Source organism: Streptomyces sp. NPDC091287, from assembly GCF_044768525.1.
In the GTDB taxonomy this organism is placed as follows: Bacteria; Actinomycetota; Actinomycetes; order Streptomycetales; family Streptomycetaceae; genus Streptomyces.
Window position 1 is genome coordinate 77,777 of record NZ_JBIVUV010000015.1, and the last position, 14,481, is coordinate 92,257.

The 14,481-nt window shown below is 71.0% G+C and carries 17 protein-coding genes; 12 read left to right on the forward strand and 5 right to left on the reverse strand.

The annotated features are described in order from the left end of the window. Positions 1 to 2: 2 nt before the first annotated feature. From leuD to ACIQRW_RS25000, 3 genes are all read left to right on the forward strand, one after another. On the forward strand, positions 3 to 596 hold the full coding sequence (gene leuD / locus ACIQRW_RS24990) for a 3-isopropylmalate dehydratase small subunit (RefSeq protein ID WP_403764187.1): 594 nt from the start codon (positions 3 to 5) through the stop codon (positions 594 to 596). 104 nt (positions 597 to 700) lie between these two features. Then, the gene (locus tag ACIQRW_RS24995) at positions 701 to 928 is read left to right on the forward strand and encodes a hypothetical protein (RefSeq protein ID WP_030589444.1); all 228 of its coding nucleotides are present in this window, start codon (positions 701 to 703) and stop codon (positions 926 to 928) included. Positions 929 to 1,070: 142 nt separating this feature from the next. Next, positions 1,071 to 1,745 carry an HU family DNA-binding protein gene (locus ACIQRW_RS25000; RefSeq protein ID WP_397924014.1) on the forward strand — a complete coding sequence of 225 codons (675 nt, stop codon included), beginning with the start codon at positions 1,071 to 1,073 and terminating at the stop codon, positions 1,743 to 1,745. Positions 1,746 to 1,840: 95 nt separating this feature from the next. On the opposite strand, the gene ACIQRW_RS25005 is transcribed toward ACIQRW_RS25000, so the two are convergent. Both ACIQRW_RS25005 and cofC read right to left on the reverse strand, forming a co-directional pair. Then, positions 1,841 to 2,044, reverse strand: a complete 204-nt coding sequence (locus ACIQRW_RS25005) for a hypothetical protein (RefSeq protein WP_403764189.1) — start codon at positions 2,042 to 2,044, stop codon at positions 1,841 to 1,843. Between the two features lie 10 nt (positions 2,045 to 2,054). Then, the gene (cofC, locus tag ACIQRW_RS25010; protein WP_403764415.1) at positions 2,055 to 2,741 is read right to left on the reverse strand and encodes a 2-phospho-L-lactate guanylyltransferase; all 687 of its coding nucleotides are present in this window, start codon (positions 2,739 to 2,741) and stop codon (positions 2,055 to 2,057) included. Between the two features lie 147 nt (positions 2,742 to 2,888). On the opposite strand from cofC, the gene ACIQRW_RS25015 reads away from it, so the two are divergent. The 3 genes from ACIQRW_RS25015 to ACIQRW_RS25025 are packed head-to-tail and all read left to right on the forward strand — an operon-like array spanning position 2,889 to position 5,858. Further along, positions 2,889 to 3,641: a lysophospholipid acyltransferase family protein gene (locus tag ACIQRW_RS25015; protein ID WP_403764191.1), complete on the forward strand. Its 753-nt coding sequence runs from the start codon at positions 2,889 to 2,891 to the stop codon at positions 3,639 to 3,641. Further along, positions 3,638 to 4,648, forward strand: a complete 1,011-nt coding sequence (locus ACIQRW_RS25020) for an NAD(P)H-dependent glycerol-3-phosphate dehydrogenase (RefSeq protein ID WP_097867896.1) — start codon at positions 3,638 to 3,640, stop codon at positions 4,646 to 4,648. The genes ACIQRW_RS25015 and ACIQRW_RS25020 overlap by 4 nt, the downstream gene beginning before the upstream one ends. 34 nt (positions 4,649 to 4,682) lie before the next feature. Beyond that, a complete protein-coding gene (locus tag ACIQRW_RS25025) occupies positions 4,683 to 5,858 on the forward strand; it encodes a D-alanine--D-alanine ligase family protein (RefSeq protein WP_403764193.1) in 1,176 nt (391 codons plus the stop codon). A gap of 19 nt (positions 5,859 to 5,877) precedes the next feature. Here ACIQRW_RS25025 and ACIQRW_RS25030 read toward each other — a convergent pair whose 3' ends face one another. Together ACIQRW_RS25030 and ACIQRW_RS25035 are read right to left on the reverse strand one after the other, a co-directional pair. Next, positions 5,878 to 6,366, reverse strand: a complete 489-nt coding sequence (locus ACIQRW_RS25030) for a DUF3515 domain-containing protein (protein WP_359620816.1) — start codon at positions 6,364 to 6,366, stop codon at positions 5,878 to 5,880. A gap of 20 nt (positions 6,367 to 6,386) precedes the next feature. After that, positions 6,387 to 6,620: an Lrp/AsnC family transcriptional regulator gene (locus tag ACIQRW_RS25035; protein WP_006127869.1), complete on the reverse strand. Its 234-nt coding sequence runs from the start codon at positions 6,618 to 6,620 to the stop codon at positions 6,387 to 6,389. A gap of 219 nt (positions 6,621 to 6,839) precedes the next feature. On the opposite strand from ACIQRW_RS25035, the gene ACIQRW_RS25040 reads away from it, so the two are divergent. Next, the gene (locus ACIQRW_RS25040; RefSeq protein WP_403764196.1) at positions 6,840 to 7,820 is read left to right on the forward strand and encodes a thiamine-phosphate kinase; all 981 of its coding nucleotides are present in this window, start codon (positions 6,840 to 6,842) and stop codon (positions 7,818 to 7,820) included. 36 nt (positions 7,821 to 7,856) lie between these two features. After that, the gene (thiD, locus tag ACIQRW_RS25045; protein ID WP_403764198.1) at positions 7,857 to 8,678 is read left to right on the forward strand and encodes a bifunctional hydroxymethylpyrimidine kinase/phosphomethylpyrimidine kinase; all 822 of its coding nucleotides are present in this window, start codon (positions 7,857 to 7,859) and stop codon (positions 8,676 to 8,678) included. Between the two features lie 84 nt (positions 8,679 to 8,762). On the opposite strand, the gene rpmB is transcribed toward thiD, so the two are convergent. Further along, on the reverse strand, positions 8,763 to 8,948 hold the full coding sequence (rpmB, locus tag ACIQRW_RS25050; protein ID WP_003965989.1) for a 50S ribosomal protein L28: 186 nt from the start codon (positions 8,946 to 8,948) through the stop codon (positions 8,763 to 8,765). A 256-nt stretch (positions 8,949 to 9,204) separates the two neighbouring features. Between rpmB and ACIQRW_RS25055 the strand changes: the two genes are divergently transcribed. The 4 genes from ACIQRW_RS25055 (at position 9,205) to coaD (ending at position 14,414) form a co-directional block, all read left to right on the forward strand. Beyond that, complete coding sequence (locus ACIQRW_RS25055) at positions 9,205 to 10,905, forward strand: DAK2 domain-containing protein (protein ID WP_403764200.1); 1,701 nt, start codon at positions 9,205 to 9,207, stop codon at positions 10,903 to 10,905. A gap of 57 nt (positions 10,906 to 10,962) precedes the next feature. Further along, positions 10,963 to 13,185, forward strand: coding sequence for an ATP-dependent DNA helicase RecG (gene recG, locus ACIQRW_RS25060; protein WP_403764202.1), 2,223 nt, complete (start codon positions 10,963 to 10,965; stop codon positions 13,183 to 13,185). 138 nt (positions 13,186 to 13,323) lie between these two features. Further along, complete coding sequence (gene rsmD / locus ACIQRW_RS25065; protein WP_403764204.1) at positions 13,324 to 13,908, forward strand: 16S rRNA (guanine(966)-N(2))-methyltransferase RsmD; 585 nt, start codon at positions 13,324 to 13,326, stop codon at positions 13,906 to 13,908. 26 nt (positions 13,909 to 13,934) lie between these two features. Then, positions 13,935 to 14,414, forward strand: coding sequence for a pantetheine-phosphate adenylyltransferase (gene coaD / locus ACIQRW_RS25070; RefSeq protein WP_176968165.1), 480 nt, complete (start codon positions 13,935 to 13,937; stop codon positions 14,412 to 14,414). Positions 14,415 to 14,481: the final 67 nt, after the last annotated feature.

Sequence of the window (14,481 nt, forward strand, 5' to 3'; positions counted from 1 at the left end):
CCATGGAAGCATTCACCACGCACACCGGCCGGGCCGTTCCCCTGCGCCGCAGCAACGTCGACACCGACCAGATCATCCCCGCGCACTGGCTGAAGAAGGTCACCCGCGACGGGTTCGAGGACGGGCTCTTCGAAGCCTGGCGCAAGGACGAGAACTTCGTCCTCAACCGCCCCGAGCGCCAGGGCGCCTCGGTCCTGGTCGCCGGTCCCGACTTCGGTACGGGCTCCTCCCGCGAACACGCGGTCTGGGCCCTGCAGAACTACGGCTTCAAGGCCGTCGTCTCCTCCCGCTTCGCTGACATCTTCCGGGGCAACTCGCTGAAGAACGGGCTGCTCACCGTGGTCCTGGAGCAGAAGGTCGTCGACGCGCTCTGGGAGCTGACGGAGGCCGACCCGACTGTCGAGGTGACGGTCGACCTGGAGGCGCGCCAGGTCCGCGCCGAGGGCCTCACCGCCGACTTCGAGCTCGACGAGAACGCCCGCTGGCGACTGCTCAACGGCCTCGACGACATCAGCCTCACCCTTCAGAACGAAGCGGACATCGCCGCGTACGAGGCGGCCAGGCCGGCCTTCAAGCCGCGTACCATTGCCGCCTGAGCAGCGCTTTTCCAGGACTGCGCCCCCTGCCTCCCGGCAGGGGGCGCAGTCGCTTGTTGAGACCCCGTCGGGCGACAACTCGCCCCAGATGGCACAATCGGTGCATGGAACGCGACAGCCAACTCAAGCTCTATGGCCAAGTCGCCGACCGATTGAAGGAAGCGCACGCGAAGGTGCGTGCACTGCAAGTCCCGGAGGGCGTACGGATGGCGCTGACCCGGAAGCTGCTGGTCGTCACGGCCGCGGCGAAGCACGATCTCCCGGACGCGGCAAGGCGTCTGGACCGGATGATGAAGGACCTCGATGAGGGCCGATTCCCCGAAGGTGACTGACACGTGGAACTGCGCATCGGTCGACTTCGTTGCGGCACTAGGGTGATTAGCCCGTTTCGTGTTTGATTTGCGGTATATATCTGCCTAACGTGCGAAAAAGCTTGAACACTTTCGTTCTGGCAATGTCTCCGAAGGGGAAGACGTGAACAAGGCGCAGCTCGTAGAAGCGATTGCCGACAAGGTCGGCGGCCGTCAGCAGGCCGCAGACGCTGTCGACGCGGTACTCGACGCGATCGTCCGTGCCGTTGTCGCAGGGGACCGTGTCTCGGTCACCGGCTTCGGCTCGTTCGAGAAGGTCGACCGCCCCGCCCGGTACGCCCGCAACCCGCAGACGGGTGAGCGCGTCCGGGTCAAGAAGACCTCGGTGCCCCGCTTCCGCGCGGGCCAGGGTTTCAAGGACCTGGTGAGCGGCTCGAAGAAGCTCCCCAAGAACGACGTGGCCGTCAAGAAGGCTCCCAAGGGCAGCCTCTCGGGCGGATCCTCCGCCGCCCGTACGACGGTGAAGGCCGCCGCCGCCAAGAAGTCGGCCGCCAAGAAGGCCACCGCGAAGAAGACCACCGCCAAGAAGGCGACTCCGGCGAAGAAGACCACCGCCGCAGCCAAGAAGGTCACCGCGAAGAAGACCACCCCGACGGCCAAGAAGGCCTCCGCGGCCGCCAAGAAGGCGACCCCGGCGAAGAAGGCCGCGACGACCGCCAAGAAGGCCTCTCCCAGCAAGACCGCGCCCGCCAAGAAGACCACGGCGAAGAAGGCGCCCGCGAAGAAGACCACGGCGCGCACGACCACGGCCAAGAAGGCCACCGCACGCAAGAAGTGAGACCGGGCACCCGCTCGCTCATCACAACGCGCCGGGCCGGGCTCCCCTCCGGGGGAGCCCGGCCCGCGGGCTTTCCGGGCCCTGGCGAACCACTTCTAGAACGTCTGCAGCGTCACCAGAGTGATCCGCAGGCCCGCTCCCTCACCCTCGCCCTCGATCCGCACCCGCTGCCCCGGACGCAGCAGCAGCAGACCGCCCGCGTCGAAGGCCGGGGCGTCGAAGTCCACCGGGGTGCCGTCGTCCAGCAGCACGCTGCCGCTGCGGGTCTCGGGGTCGTACGTGTACGAGGTCGCCTGCATGGGCGGCAGCCTATCGGTCACGGGACGGGGCGGCCGCGGTCGCGATCCGCGCCGTGTGCGACCCGACCCCCAGGGCCAGGGCGACCCGCAGATCCTCGCCCGTATCCACGTCCCGGCGCACCGAGTCGACGCCGGACAGCGCTATTTCCACCGCCCCCGACGCCAGGTGCCGGGCCCCGGACGGGCCACCGAAAGCCGGACGGAATTCCGCACCGCCCGCGGCGGCCAGAAATGTCGTTCCGATTCCCGCCGCGTCCCGGAGAAAAGCGCTGGGAAAAGCGGAAGCAAAATCGAGCACCCGCGCCAATTCGTCGGTGCGCAGTGCCGGCAGATCCGCGTTGAGCGCGGCCACCGCGGCGGCGGGCCGCAGGGCCCGCACGGAGCGTGCGCCGTGCGCGAGCGCGGCGTTGAGCCCGGCCCCCGGAGCGTCCGGCACGATCCGCGCCCCGAGCGCGGAGAGAGCCGCCGCGGCCACGGCATCGTCCGTGACGACCACCACATCCCGCACCAGGGAACAGGCCAGCGCCCCGGCCACCGTGTCCTGGGCGAACGCCAGGGCCAGCCGGGGCCGCGCATCCTCGCCCGCCGCTTGCCCCAGGCGGCTCTTGGCCCGTGCGAGCGGCTTCAGCGGAACGACCAGGGACCAGGGCCCGGCCGGATCGGTGTTCGTGGCGATCTCCCCCTCCGTACGCGTCAGCACTTATTCTCGCCTGCCGGTACGACAACCTGGAGGTCCACTACCGAACGTGAGGCGTACGGTGTTCTCGACAGAGCAGGGGCCTGGGGCGAGACTTGACCGTCAGTAGCCAGGCTGCAGGTCGAAATCCCTAAGGAAGGTGTCCGAGTGTCCCGCCGCAGAATCGGCTTTTGGTACCGCCTGGCGGCGGTCATCGCCAAGCCGCCATTGGTGGTTCTGTTCAAGCGCGACTGGCGGGGGATGGAACACATTCCGGCCGACGGCGGATTCATCACCGCCGTCAATCACAACTCCTATCTGGACCCGCTCTCCTACGGCCACTTCCAGTACAACACCGGGCGGGTGCCGCGGCTCCTGGCGAAGGCCGGCCTCTTCCGCACCCCGTTCGTCGGGATGATGCTGCGCGGCACCGGCCAGATCCCCGTCTACCGCGAGACCACCAACGCCCTGGACGCCTTCCGGGCCGCCGTCGACGCCATCGAGCGCGGCGAGTGCGTCGCCTTCTACCCCGAGGGCACCCTCACCCGCGACCCCGACATGTGGCCGATGGCCGGCAAGACCGGGGCCGCCCGGGTCGCCCTGATGACCAAGGCGCCCGTCATCCCCGTCGCCCAGTGGGGCGCCAACCTCGCGATGCCTCCCTACGCCAAGGAGAACAAGTTCCGGCTGTTCCCCCGCAAGACACTCCAGGTGCAGGCCGGACCGCCCATCGACCTCGGCCGCTTCTACGGTCTGGAGCCGACCCCCGAGGTGCTCCGCGAGGCGACCGAGGTCATCATGGCGGCGGTCACCCGCGAGCTGGAGGACCTGCGCGGCGAGAAAGCGCCCGCCGAGCTCTACGATCACCGCAAAGCCCGTGCTGAACAACGGCGCAGGGCCCAGGGAAAGGGACCCACGTGACGCACCCCGTAAAAGCAGCCGTCTTCGGAACCGGCTCATGGGGTACGGCCTTCGCCGTGATCCTCGCCGACGCGGGCTGCGAGGTCACCCTCTGGGGCCGCCGCGCCGAGGTCGCCGAGACCATCAACACCACCCGCACCAACCCGGACTACCTCCCGGGCATCGCGCTCCCCGACTCCATCCGCGCCACCACCGACGCCGCCGAGGCCCTGCGCGGCGCGGAGTTCGCGTTCCTCGTCGTGCCCTCCCAGACGCTGCGGGCCAACCTCGCCGACTGGGCCCCGCACCTGGAGCCGGACACCGTCCTGGTCTCCCTGATGAAGGGCGTCGAGCTGGGCACCGCCGAGCTGATGAGCGAGGTGATCGCCGACGTCACCAAGGTCTCCGCCGACCGCATCGCCGTCGTCTCGGGACCCAACCTGGCCAAGGAGATCGCCGAGCGACGCCCCGCCGCGGCCGTCGTCGCCTGCGCCGACGAGTCCGTCGCCCAGCGCCTCCAGGCCGCCTGCCACACCTCGTACTTCCGGCCGTACACCAACACCGACGTGGTCGGCTGCGAGCTCGGCGGCGCCGTGAAGAACGTCATCGGCCTCGCCGTCGGCATCGCGGACGGCATGGGCCTCGGCGACAACACCAAGGGCTCCCTCATCACCCGGGGCCTCGCCGAGACCACCCGCCTGGGTCTGGCCATGGGCGCGGACCCGTTGACGTTCTCTGGACTCGCGGGCCTGGGCGACCTGGTGGCCACCTGCTCCTCGCCGCTCTCGCGCAACCACACCTTCGGCACCAACCTCGGCCGCGGCATGACGCTCCAGGAGACGATCGCCGTCACCAAGCAGACCGCCGAGGGCGTCAAGTCCTGCGAATCGGTCCTCGACCTGGCCCGCAGGCACGGGGTCGACATGCCCATCACCGAGACCGTCGTCTCGATCGTCCACGAGGGCAAGTCCCCGGTCGTCGCCGTCAAGGAGCTGATGTCGCGGAGCGCCAAGGCCGAGCGACGCTGACGTCTCCCTTACCAGCAGGTACGCTCATCGCGATATGAGCAGCGAGAACCTCCCCCAGAGCCCTGAGCGCGCCGAGAGCCCTGTGCCGCAGCGCCGCAAGCCCCGCGTGGCTGTCGTGTTCGGCGGCCGCAGCTCCGAACACGGCATCTCGGTCGTCACGGCCGGCGCCGTCATGAAGGCCATCGACCGGACCAAGTACGACGTCCTGCCGATCGGCATCACGACGGACGGCCGCTGGGCGCTCACCGCCGACGAGCCCGAACGCATGGCCATCACCGACCGCAAGGTCCCCGACGTGGACCGGCTCACCGAGTCCGCCGAGGGCAGCGTCGTGCTCTCCGTGGACCCCGGCAGCCGTGAGGTCCTCTACAGCGAACCCGGTTCCGTGCCCAAGGCGCTGGGCGAGGTCGACGTCGTCTTCCCCGTGCTGCACGGCCCGTACGGGGAGGACGGCACCCTCCAGGGGCTTCTCGAACTCTCCGGTGTGCCCTACGTCGGCGCGGGTGTCCTCGCCTCCGCCGTCGGCCAGGACAAGGAGTACATGAAGCGCGTCTTCCTCTCCTTCGGGCTGCCGGTCGGACCGTACGAGGTCGTCCGCCCCCGCGAGTGGGACAACGCCCCCGCGGCCGCCCGCAAGCGGATCGTGGACTTCGCCGGCGAGCACGGCTGGCCGCTGTTCATCAAGCCCGCCCGCGGCGGCTCCTCGATGGGCATCACCAAGGTCGACTCCATCGAAGGGCTCGACGAGGCGATCGAGGAGGCCCGCCGCCACGACCCGAAGTTCCTCGTCGAGTCGCTGCTGCGCGGCCGTGAGATCGAGTGCGGCGTGCTGGAGTTCGAGGACGGCCCGCGCGCCAGCGTGCCCGCCGAGATCCCGCCGGTCACCGCGCACGACTTCTACGACTTCGAGGCCAAGTACATCGACTCGGCCGCCGGGCTCGTGCCCGCGCCGCTCACCGAGGAGCAGACCGCCGAGGTGCAGCGCCTGGCCGTCGCGGCCTTCGACGCCGTCTCCTGCGAGGGCCTGGTGCGTGCCGACTTCTTCCTCACCGAGGACGGCACCTTCGTCATCAACGAGATCAACACCCTGCCGGGCTTCACCCCGATCTCCATGTACCCGCGCATGTGGCAGGAGAGCGGCGTCAGCTACCCGGAGCTGGTCGACCGGCTGATCCAGGCCGCGTTGAGCCGCTCCACCGGACTGCGCTGACGAAGCCGACGGCCGGCCTTCAGAACTTGCTCGGTACCGTCTTGGAGACCGGGCCGGCGAACGAGGCCAGCGGGGTGATGTCGTGGGCGTACGTCGAGTCCAGCGTGACCTCGACGTACGCCTTGCGGTACGTGGTGGTGAACCGCGGACCGGAGTCCTCGGGCTCCTCCAGCATCCACTGCACACCGTCCGCCTCGACGCCCTGTGACTGGGGGTCGTCCATCTTGGCGGGCCGGGGGACCCCGCAGCGCAGTACGATCGCCCCGTCCCCCCAGCCGGCGGTCAGCTCCGAATCCGGGGAGGGGTCGCTGCGTTCCAGTTCGAGGACGGTCTTCGGCAGTTCCTCGTGCAGGGCCTCGCAGTACGCCGCGGCCTCCGAGGGCGGGGTGGGAACCGTGATCGAGGGCTGCGCGTCGCTGAGAGAACAGCCCGCCGCGGCCAGCACGAGCACGGCAGCGGACGGACCGAGGAATATCGAGCGGGGGGAACGGCGGGCGGATGACGTCACCGGCCCAGCCTAGACGGGGGTCAGAGGTGGACGACCGGGCAGGTCAGGGTTCGTGTGATGCCGTCCACCTGCTGCACCTTGGCGACCACCATGCGGCCGAGTTCATCGACCGTGTCCGCTTGGGCCCGCACGATCACGTCGTACGGACCGGTGACGTCCTCTGCCTGGATGACTCCCGGGATCTTGGAAATGGTCTCGGCGACGATCGACGCCTTGCCCACTTCGGTCTGGATGAGGATGTACGCCTGTACCACGGAACCTCCAGGGCGGCCACGAGGATCATGTGGGGGAAAGGGACGCCACGTTATCGCGTTGCCGCGGGCCACGGGGAGACCTACGGGCCGGATGACGTCCACAGCGTGGCGTACAGGGCGCAGAAGTTGACGTATCTCTTGACGGTACCGACAGCACAGACGGCTCGCGACCGGGGGCCCGGACGGGTGTCCGGGGCGATAAAGGAGAGGTGAGACTCGGTGAAGGGAACCGTGGGCGAGTTGGGGGAGTTCGGGCTCATCAGAGAGCTCACGTCCCGGCTCACCACCACTCCGGCGGTACGGCTGGGGCCCGGCGACGACGCCGCGGTCGTGGCCGCCCCCGACCGCAGGGTCGTGGCCAGTACGGACATCCTGCTGGAAGGCCGGCACTTCCGGCGTGACTGGTCGACGGCGTACGACGTCGGCCGCAAGGCCGCAGCCCAGAACCTCGCCGACATCGCGGCCATGGGCGCCGTGCCCACCGCGCTGCTCCTCGGCCTCGTCGTCCCCGCCGACCTCCCCGTCACCTGGGCCGCCGAACTGATGGACGGGCTGCGCGACGAGTGCCAGGTGGCGGGTGCCGCCGTGGTCGGCGGCGATGTGGTCGGCGGTGACACGATCACCGTCGCGATCACCGCCCTCGGCGACCTGCGCAACCACGAACCGGTCACCCGGGCCGGCGCCCGCCCCGGCGACGTCGTCGCGGTCACCGGCTGGCTCGGCTGGTCCGCCGCCGGATACGCCGTGCTCTCCCGCGGCTTCCGCTCGCCCCGCGCCTTCGTCGAGGCCCACCGCCGCCCCGAACCGCCGTACCACGCGGGCCCCGCGGCCGCCGGGCTCGGCGCCACCGCGATGACCGACGTCAGCGACGGCCTCGTCGCGGACCTCGGGCACATCGCGGAGTCCAGTAAGGTCCGCATCGACCTGCGATCCGGCCTCATCGACATCCCCTCGCAGATGTCCGACATCGGCCAGGCCGTCGGCGTCGACCCGCTCCAGTGGGTGCTGACCGGGGGAGAGGACCACGCGATCGTGGCGACGTTCCCGCCGGACGTGAAGCTGCCCGCCCGCTGGAAGGTGATCGGCGAGGTCCTCAACCCCTCCGCCCTGCCCCAGGTCACCGTCGACGGCGCGCCCTGGACCAGCAAGGGCGGCTGGGACCACTTCGGCTCCATCGAGGACTCCCCGCCACGCGCGTGAGCGGGGACGGCACGTGCGAGCACTAGATTGCTGCGTATGCCCATACGTACCGCTGTCCCGCCCCGCGTGCTCACCGTCGCCGGATCCGACTCCGGCGGCGGTGCGGGGATCCAGGCCGATCTGAAGACGATGCTCGCCCTCGGCGTGCACGGCATGAGCGTGCTCACCGCCGTCACCGCACAGAACTCCCTCGGCGTCCAGGGCGCGTGGGAGCTTCCGGTGGACGCCGTACGCGCCCAGTACCGAAGCGTCGTCGACGACATCGGCGTCCAGGCCGTGAAGACAGGAATGCTCGCCTCCGCCGCCTTGGTGGAGACCGTCGCCGAACTCCTCGTCACAACCGATGCCCCCGTCGTCGTCGACCCGGTCGGCGTCTCCAAGCACGGCGACGCGCTGCTCGCCGCCGAAGCCCTCGATTCCGTACGGACGAAGCTGCTGCCCGTCGCCACCGTCGCCACCCCGAACCTCGACGAGGTGGCCCAGCTCACCGGGGTCATGGTCACCGACGAGAGCGGAATGCGCCGGGCCGCCGAGGAGATCCTCGCCTTCGGGCCCCGCTGGGTCGTGATCAAGGGCGGCCACCTGCCCGGTGAGGCGGTGGACCTGCTCACCGACGGGAGCGCGGAACACTGGCTGCGCGCCCCCCGGCACGACAACCGCCACACCCACGGCACCGGCTGCACCCTGGCCTCGGCCATCGCCTCCGGGCTCGCGCTCGGGAATGACGTGCCCACGGCGGTACGGGACGCGAAGACGTACGTCACCGGCGCGATCGAGGCCGGCTTCCCGCTCGGCGGCGGCATCGGCCCCGTCGACCACGGCTGGCAGACCCGCCCGACGGCCGATCCGGCTGCCTGATCAGCCCTGGGCACAGCAAAAAGCCGGTCCACCGAGGTGGACCGGCTTTTTGGGCAACCGGCAGGCTGCGCTACGACGGGGACGTCAGCGCGCGACCTTGCCGGCCTTGATGCACGAGGTGCAGACGTTGAGCCGCTTCGGCGTCCGACCGACCACTGCACGCACGCGCTGGATGTTGGGATTCCAGCGACGGGACGTACGGCGGTGCGAGTGCGAAATGCTGTTGCCGAAGCTCGGCCCCTTGCCGCAAACGTCGCAGTTGGCAGCCACGGGTCACTCCAAAGACTTCAGATGCACTTACAGTGAAATCCGGCGCGCCGGAATCATTTGACTGAAGTGGCGGTACCGGAGGAATGGCCCGACTCTCATCGGGCAACCGGAGCAGCATACAACGCCTGCTTCGGAGATACGAAACTACCACGGGTCGGCCCCCCACCCCGCCCGCCCCCTGTCCGGACCGGAACCCCGGCAGGCGGGCTAACCTGCGGTGCAGTCCGTCGCCACGGCCGATCGAGGAGGACCATCGGTGCCGCAGCTCCCCGACGATCTGAACGCCGTCGCGGTGCGCACGTGGTGCTCACTGGCCCTGGAGGCCCTGGGCCGGGAGCGCGCGGAGATCGACGCGATCAACGTCTATCCCATCGCCGACGGGGACACCGGCACCAACCTCTATCTGACCGTCGAGTCCGCCGCCGCGGCCGTCGAAGCGGTGTTCGCCGCGCACGAGACCGGAGCCACCGCGCCCGCCACCGCCGACGCCGTACGCGCCATGGCGCACGGCGCCCTGATCGGCGCCCGCGGTAACTCCGGCACCATCCTGGCCCAGCTGCTGCGCGGCATGGCGGGAGTCCTGGCCGACGGCGGCGACGCGGCCCACCTGCGCCTCGCCCTCACCCGGGCCGCCGACGCCGCCCGCCGGGCCGTCGCCCACCCCGTCGAGGGCACCGTGCTCACCGTCGCCGCCGCTGCCGCCGAGTCCGCCGCGGGCGAGGAACCGGACCTGTGCACCGTCGTGCACGCCGCGTACGCCGGAGCACTCGCGGCCCTCGCGAAGACGCCCGAGCAGCTCGCCGTCCTCGGCCGGGCGGGCGTGGTCGACGCCGGGGGCCGGGGGCTGGTCGCGGTACTGGGCGCGCTGGTGGAGACCGTGACCGGGCAGGCTCCGGTACGGGGGCCCCGCACCGGGCCCGGGAGGACGCCCGCGCCCGTGGACGGCGGCTCCGTGGTGGGCCTGCCGGTGGGCGGCACCCCGGTGGAGTCAGGTGGTCCCGCGGGGGAGGGGCCGCTGGACTGTCCCGAGGACGGGGGCGCCGGGCCCGCGTTCGAGGTGATCTACCTCCTGGAGGCCCGTGACGAGCAGGTGGCCCGGCTGCGCACCCGGCTCGACGCGCTCGGCGACTCCCTGGTCGTGGTGGGCGGCGACGGGCTCTGGCACGTCCACGTCCACGTCGACGACGCCGGGGCGGCCGTGGAGGCGGGCGTCGAGGCCGGGCGGCCGTACCGCATCCGGATCACCCACTTCGCCACCGAGAGCGGCCACGACCTCCGCGTCCAGGCCGAACCCACCCAGCGCGCCGTCGTCGTCGTCGTCCCCGGTGACGGACTGGCCGGGCTCTGCACCGAGGCCGGCGCCACCACCGTGATCGCCCGCCCCGGCGAACCGCCCGCCAGCGGCGAACTGGTCGACGCCATCCGCCGCGCCCACGCCCGTGAGGTGGTGCTGCTGCCCAACGACGCGGCCCTGCGCCACACCGCCGCCGCGGCCGCCGAACAGGCCAGGACCGAGGGGGTCCGGGTCGCCCTCGTCCCCACCCGGGCCGCCGTCCAGGGCATCGCCGCCCTCGCCGTCCACGAGCCCGACCGGGGCTTCGACGAGGACGTGGTCGCCATGACCGCCGCCGCCGGCGCCACCCGCTACGCCGAACTGGCCGTCGCGGAGCGCCAGTCGTGGACCATGGCCGGGATCTGCCAGGCCGGGGACATCCTCGGCCTGATCGACGGCGACGTGGCCGTGATCGGCGCCGACGTCCCGGCCACCGCCCGCACCGTCCTCGACCGGATGCTGGCGGCGGGCGGCGAGCTGGTGACCCTCGTCCTCGGCGAGGACGTCCCCGACGCGCTGGCCGACGCGCTGGAGGAGCACGTGCGCGAGGGCTACCTCGCCGTGGACACCGTGGTCTACCGGGGCGGGCACCAGCGCGCCCCCCTGCTGATCGGCGTCGAGTAGCCGGGAATCCGCGGCACGGTCGCGCCCGGCGGACAGCTGTCAGTGCCGTGGTGTGCAATGGATCGCGTGTCCTCGTTCGATGAACCTCTCAAGAAGCTGCTCGGCGGAGCCACCGCGAAGGTGATGGCCGAACACCTCGACCTGCACACGGTCGGTGATCTGCTGCACCACTACCCGCGGCGGTACGAGGAGCGCGGCAAGCTGACCGCGCTGGCCGACCTCCCGCTGGACGAGCACGTCACGGTGCTCGCCCAGGTCGCCGACGCCCGGATCCTGATGTTCAACAACGGCCGGGGCAAACGCCTGGAGGTCACCCTGACCGACGGCAGCGGCCGCCTCCAGCTGGTCTTCTTCGGCCACGGAGTCCACAAGCCGCACAAGGAGCTGCTCCCGGGCCGCCAGGCGATGTTCGCGGGCAAGGTCTCCGTCTTCAACCGCAAGATGCAGCTCGCCCACCCCACGTACCAACTGCTCGACGCCTCCGACGCCGACGAGGCGACCGAGGCCGTGGACGCCTTCGCCGGACGGCTGCTGCCGATCTACCCCGCCTGCAAGCAGCTCGACTCCTGGCGGATCGCCAAGGCCGTCGACGCCGTACTGCCCAGCGCGCGGGACGCGGTGGACCCGCTGCCAGCCTCCCTGCGCGAGGGCCGGGGCTTCACCTCGCTGCCCGAGGCGCTGCTGAAGGCGCACCGCCCGCAGACGAAGGCGGACGTCGAGGACGCCAGGGCCCGGCTCAAGTGGGACGAGGCGTTCGTCCTCCAGGTCGCCCTGGCCCGCCGCCGGTACGCCGACACCCAACTGCCCGCCGTCGCCCGCCGCCCCGTCACGGACGGCCTGCTGGACGCCTTCGACGCCAAGCTGCCCTTCACCCTCACCGAGGGCCAGGAGAAGGTCAGCAAGGAGATCTTCGACGACCTGGCCACCGAGCACCCGATGCACCGCCTCCTCCAGGGCGAGGTCGGCTCCGGGAAGACGATGGTGGCGCTGCGCGCCATGCTCACCGTGGTCGACGCCGGCGGCCAGGCAGCGATGCTCGCTCCCACCGAGGTCCTCGCCCAGCAGCACCACCGCTCGATCACCGAGATGATGGGCGAGCTGGCCGAGGGCGGCATGCTCGGCGGCTCCGACCGCGGGACGAAAGTCGTCCTGCTCACCGGGTCCATGGGCATGGCGGCCCGCCGTCAGGCCCTGCTCGACCTGGTCACCGGCGAGGCCGGCATCGTCATCGGCACCCACGCCCTCATCGAGGACAAGGTGCAGTTCCACGACCTCGGCCTGGTCGTGGTCGACGAGCAGCACCGCTTCGGCGTGGAACAGCGCGACGCCCTGCGCTCCAAAGGGAAGCAGCCGCCCCACCTCCTCGTCATGACCGCCACTCCCATCCCCCGTACGGTCGCGATGACGGTCTTCGGCGACCTGGAGACCTCCGTCCTGGACCAGCTCCCGGCCGGCCGCTCCCCGATCGCCAGCCACGTCGTCCCCGCCAAGGACAAGCCGCACTTCCTCAGCCGCGCCTGGGAACGCGTCCGCGAGGAGGTCGAGAACGGCCACCAGGCGTACGTGGTCTGCCCCCGCATCGGCGACGACGCGGAAGAGGCGGAGGGGAAGGGCGGGAAGAAGGCGAAGGCCAAGAAGCAGGCCGCCGACGAGGACCCCGAGAAGCGGCCGCCGCTCGCCGTGCTGGAGATCGCCGACGAGCTGCGCAAGGGCGCGCTGGCCGGACTGAGCGTCGAGGTGCTGCACGGGAGGATGCACCCCGACGAGAAGGACGACGTCATGCGCCGCTTCGCCGCAGGCAACGTCGACGTCCTGGTCGCCACCACCGTCATCGAGGTCGGGGTCAACGTCCCCAACGCCACCGCCATGGTGATCATGGACGCCGACCGCTTCGGCGTCTCGCAGCTCCACCAGCTCCGCGGCCGCGTCGGCCGTGGCTCCGCCCCCGGGCTCTGCCTGCTGGTCAGCGAGGCCCACGAGGCGAGCCCCGCCCGCGCCCGGCTCTCCGCCGTCGCCGCCACCCTCGACGGCTTCGAGCTCTCTCGCATCGACCTGGAGCAGCGCCGCGAGGGCGATGTGCTGGGCCAGGCCCAGTCCGGAGTGCGCTCATCGCTGCGGATGCTCACCGTCATCGACGACGAGGAGGTGATCGTCGCCGCCCGCGAGGAGGCCGTCGCGATCGTCGCCGCCGACCCCGAGCTGGAACACCTGCCGGAGCTGCGCACGGTGCTGGCCGCCCTCCTGGACAAGGACCGCGAGGAGTATCTCGACAAGGGGTGAGGGCGCGGGGGCGTCCTGCCGGTCGGGCCGGTGCGGGCCGCACGCCATATCGTGGACGCACGGCACGCGCACAGCGCGCGTACCGACCGCCGACGGCCCCGTGCGCCGTACGCCCCCGACCCCGAGGACCCGACACCCATGACCCGCGTGATCGCCGGCTCGGCCGGCGGACGCCGCCTGGCCGTCCCGCCCGGCACCGGCACCCGCCCCACCTCCGACCGTGCGCGCGAGGGCCTCTTCTCGACCTGGGAAGCGCTGCTCGGCACCCTGGAGGGGGCCAGGGTCGCCGATCTGTACGCCGGATCCGGCGCCGTCGGCCTCGAAGCGCTCTCCCGCGGCGCGGTCCACGCCCTGCTCGTCGAGGCCGACCCGAAGGCCGTCCGCACCGTCCGCGACAACGTCCGCACCCTCGGTCTCCCCGGCGCCGAAGTCCGCACCGGCAAAGCCGAGCAGATCGTGACAGGACCGGCGCCCGCCGACCCGTACGACATCGTCTTCCTGGACCCGCCGTACGCCGTCACCGACGACGATCTCCGCGAGATCCTGCTCACACTCCGTGCTCAGGGGTGGATCGGCGACGATGTGCTCGTCACCGTGGAACGCAGCACCCGGGGCGGAGAATTCGGCTGGCCCGCCGGATTCGAGCCACTGCGGTCCCGTCGCTACGGCGAGGGAACGCTTTGGTACGGTCGCGCCGCCGCTACGTGCGAAGACGCACGATGACCGGACCGGAGAGCGAGGGAATCACAGTGCGCCGCGCCGTCTGTCCGGGGTCGTTCGACCCCATCACCAACGGACATCTCGACATCATTGGCCGAGCCTCGAAGCTGTACGACGTGGTGCACGTGGCGGTGATGATCAACCAGTCCAAGAAGGGGCTGTTCACCGTGGACGAGCGGATCGAGCTGATCCGCGAGGTCACCGCCGACTTCGGCAACGTCGAGGTGGAGTCCTTCCACGGCCTGCTGGTCGACTTCTGCAAACAGCGGGAGATCCCGGCGATCGTGAAGGGCCTGCGGGCCGTCAGCGACTTCGACTACGAGCTGCAGATGGCCCAGATGAACAACGGCCTCTCCGGCGTCGAGACGCTCTTCGTGCCGACCAATCCGACGTACAGCTTCCTGTCGTCCTCGCTGGTCAAGGAGGTGGCGACCTGGGGCGGCGATGTCTCCCACCTGCTGCCGCCGACCGTGCACGCGGCGCTGGTGAAGCGGCTGGGTGAGCGCTGAGCCGCTGACGGCCCGTCATCAGGTGTCGGGCGGCGGCCGACTGGCCTTACAGTCGTCCCGTCCGTCT

What these genes read in the sequence shown, in the direction of transcription:
- thiD (WP_403764198.1), top strand. Translation starts at nt 7,857, where the DNA reads ATGCCCATACGTACCGCTGTCCCGCCCCGCGTGCTCACCGTCGCCGGA.
- rsmD (WP_403764204.1), top strand. Translation starts at nt 13,324, where the DNA reads ATGACCCGCGTGATCGCCGGCTCGGCCGGCGGACGCCGCCTGGCCGTC.
- leuD (WP_403764187.1), top strand. Translation starts at nt 3, where the DNA reads ATGGAAGCATTCACCACGCACACCGGCCGGGCCGTTCCCCTGCGCCGC.
- ACIQRW_RS25005 (WP_403764189.1), bottom strand. Translation starts at nt 2,044, where the DNA reads ATGCAGGCGACCTCGTACACGTACGACCCCGAGACCCGCAGCGGCAGC.
- ACIQRW_RS24995 (WP_030589444.1), top strand. Translation starts at nt 701, where the DNA reads ATGGAACGCGACAGCCAACTCAAGCTCTATGGCCAAGTCGCCGACCGA.
- ACIQRW_RS25025 (WP_403764193.1), top strand. Translation starts at nt 4,683, where the DNA reads ATGAGCAGCGAGAACCTCCCCCAGAGCCCTGAGCGCGCCGAGAGCCCT.
- recG (WP_403764202.1), top strand. Translation starts at nt 10,963, where the DNA reads ATGGATCGCGTGTCCTCGTTCGATGAACCTCTCAAGAAGCTGCTCGGC.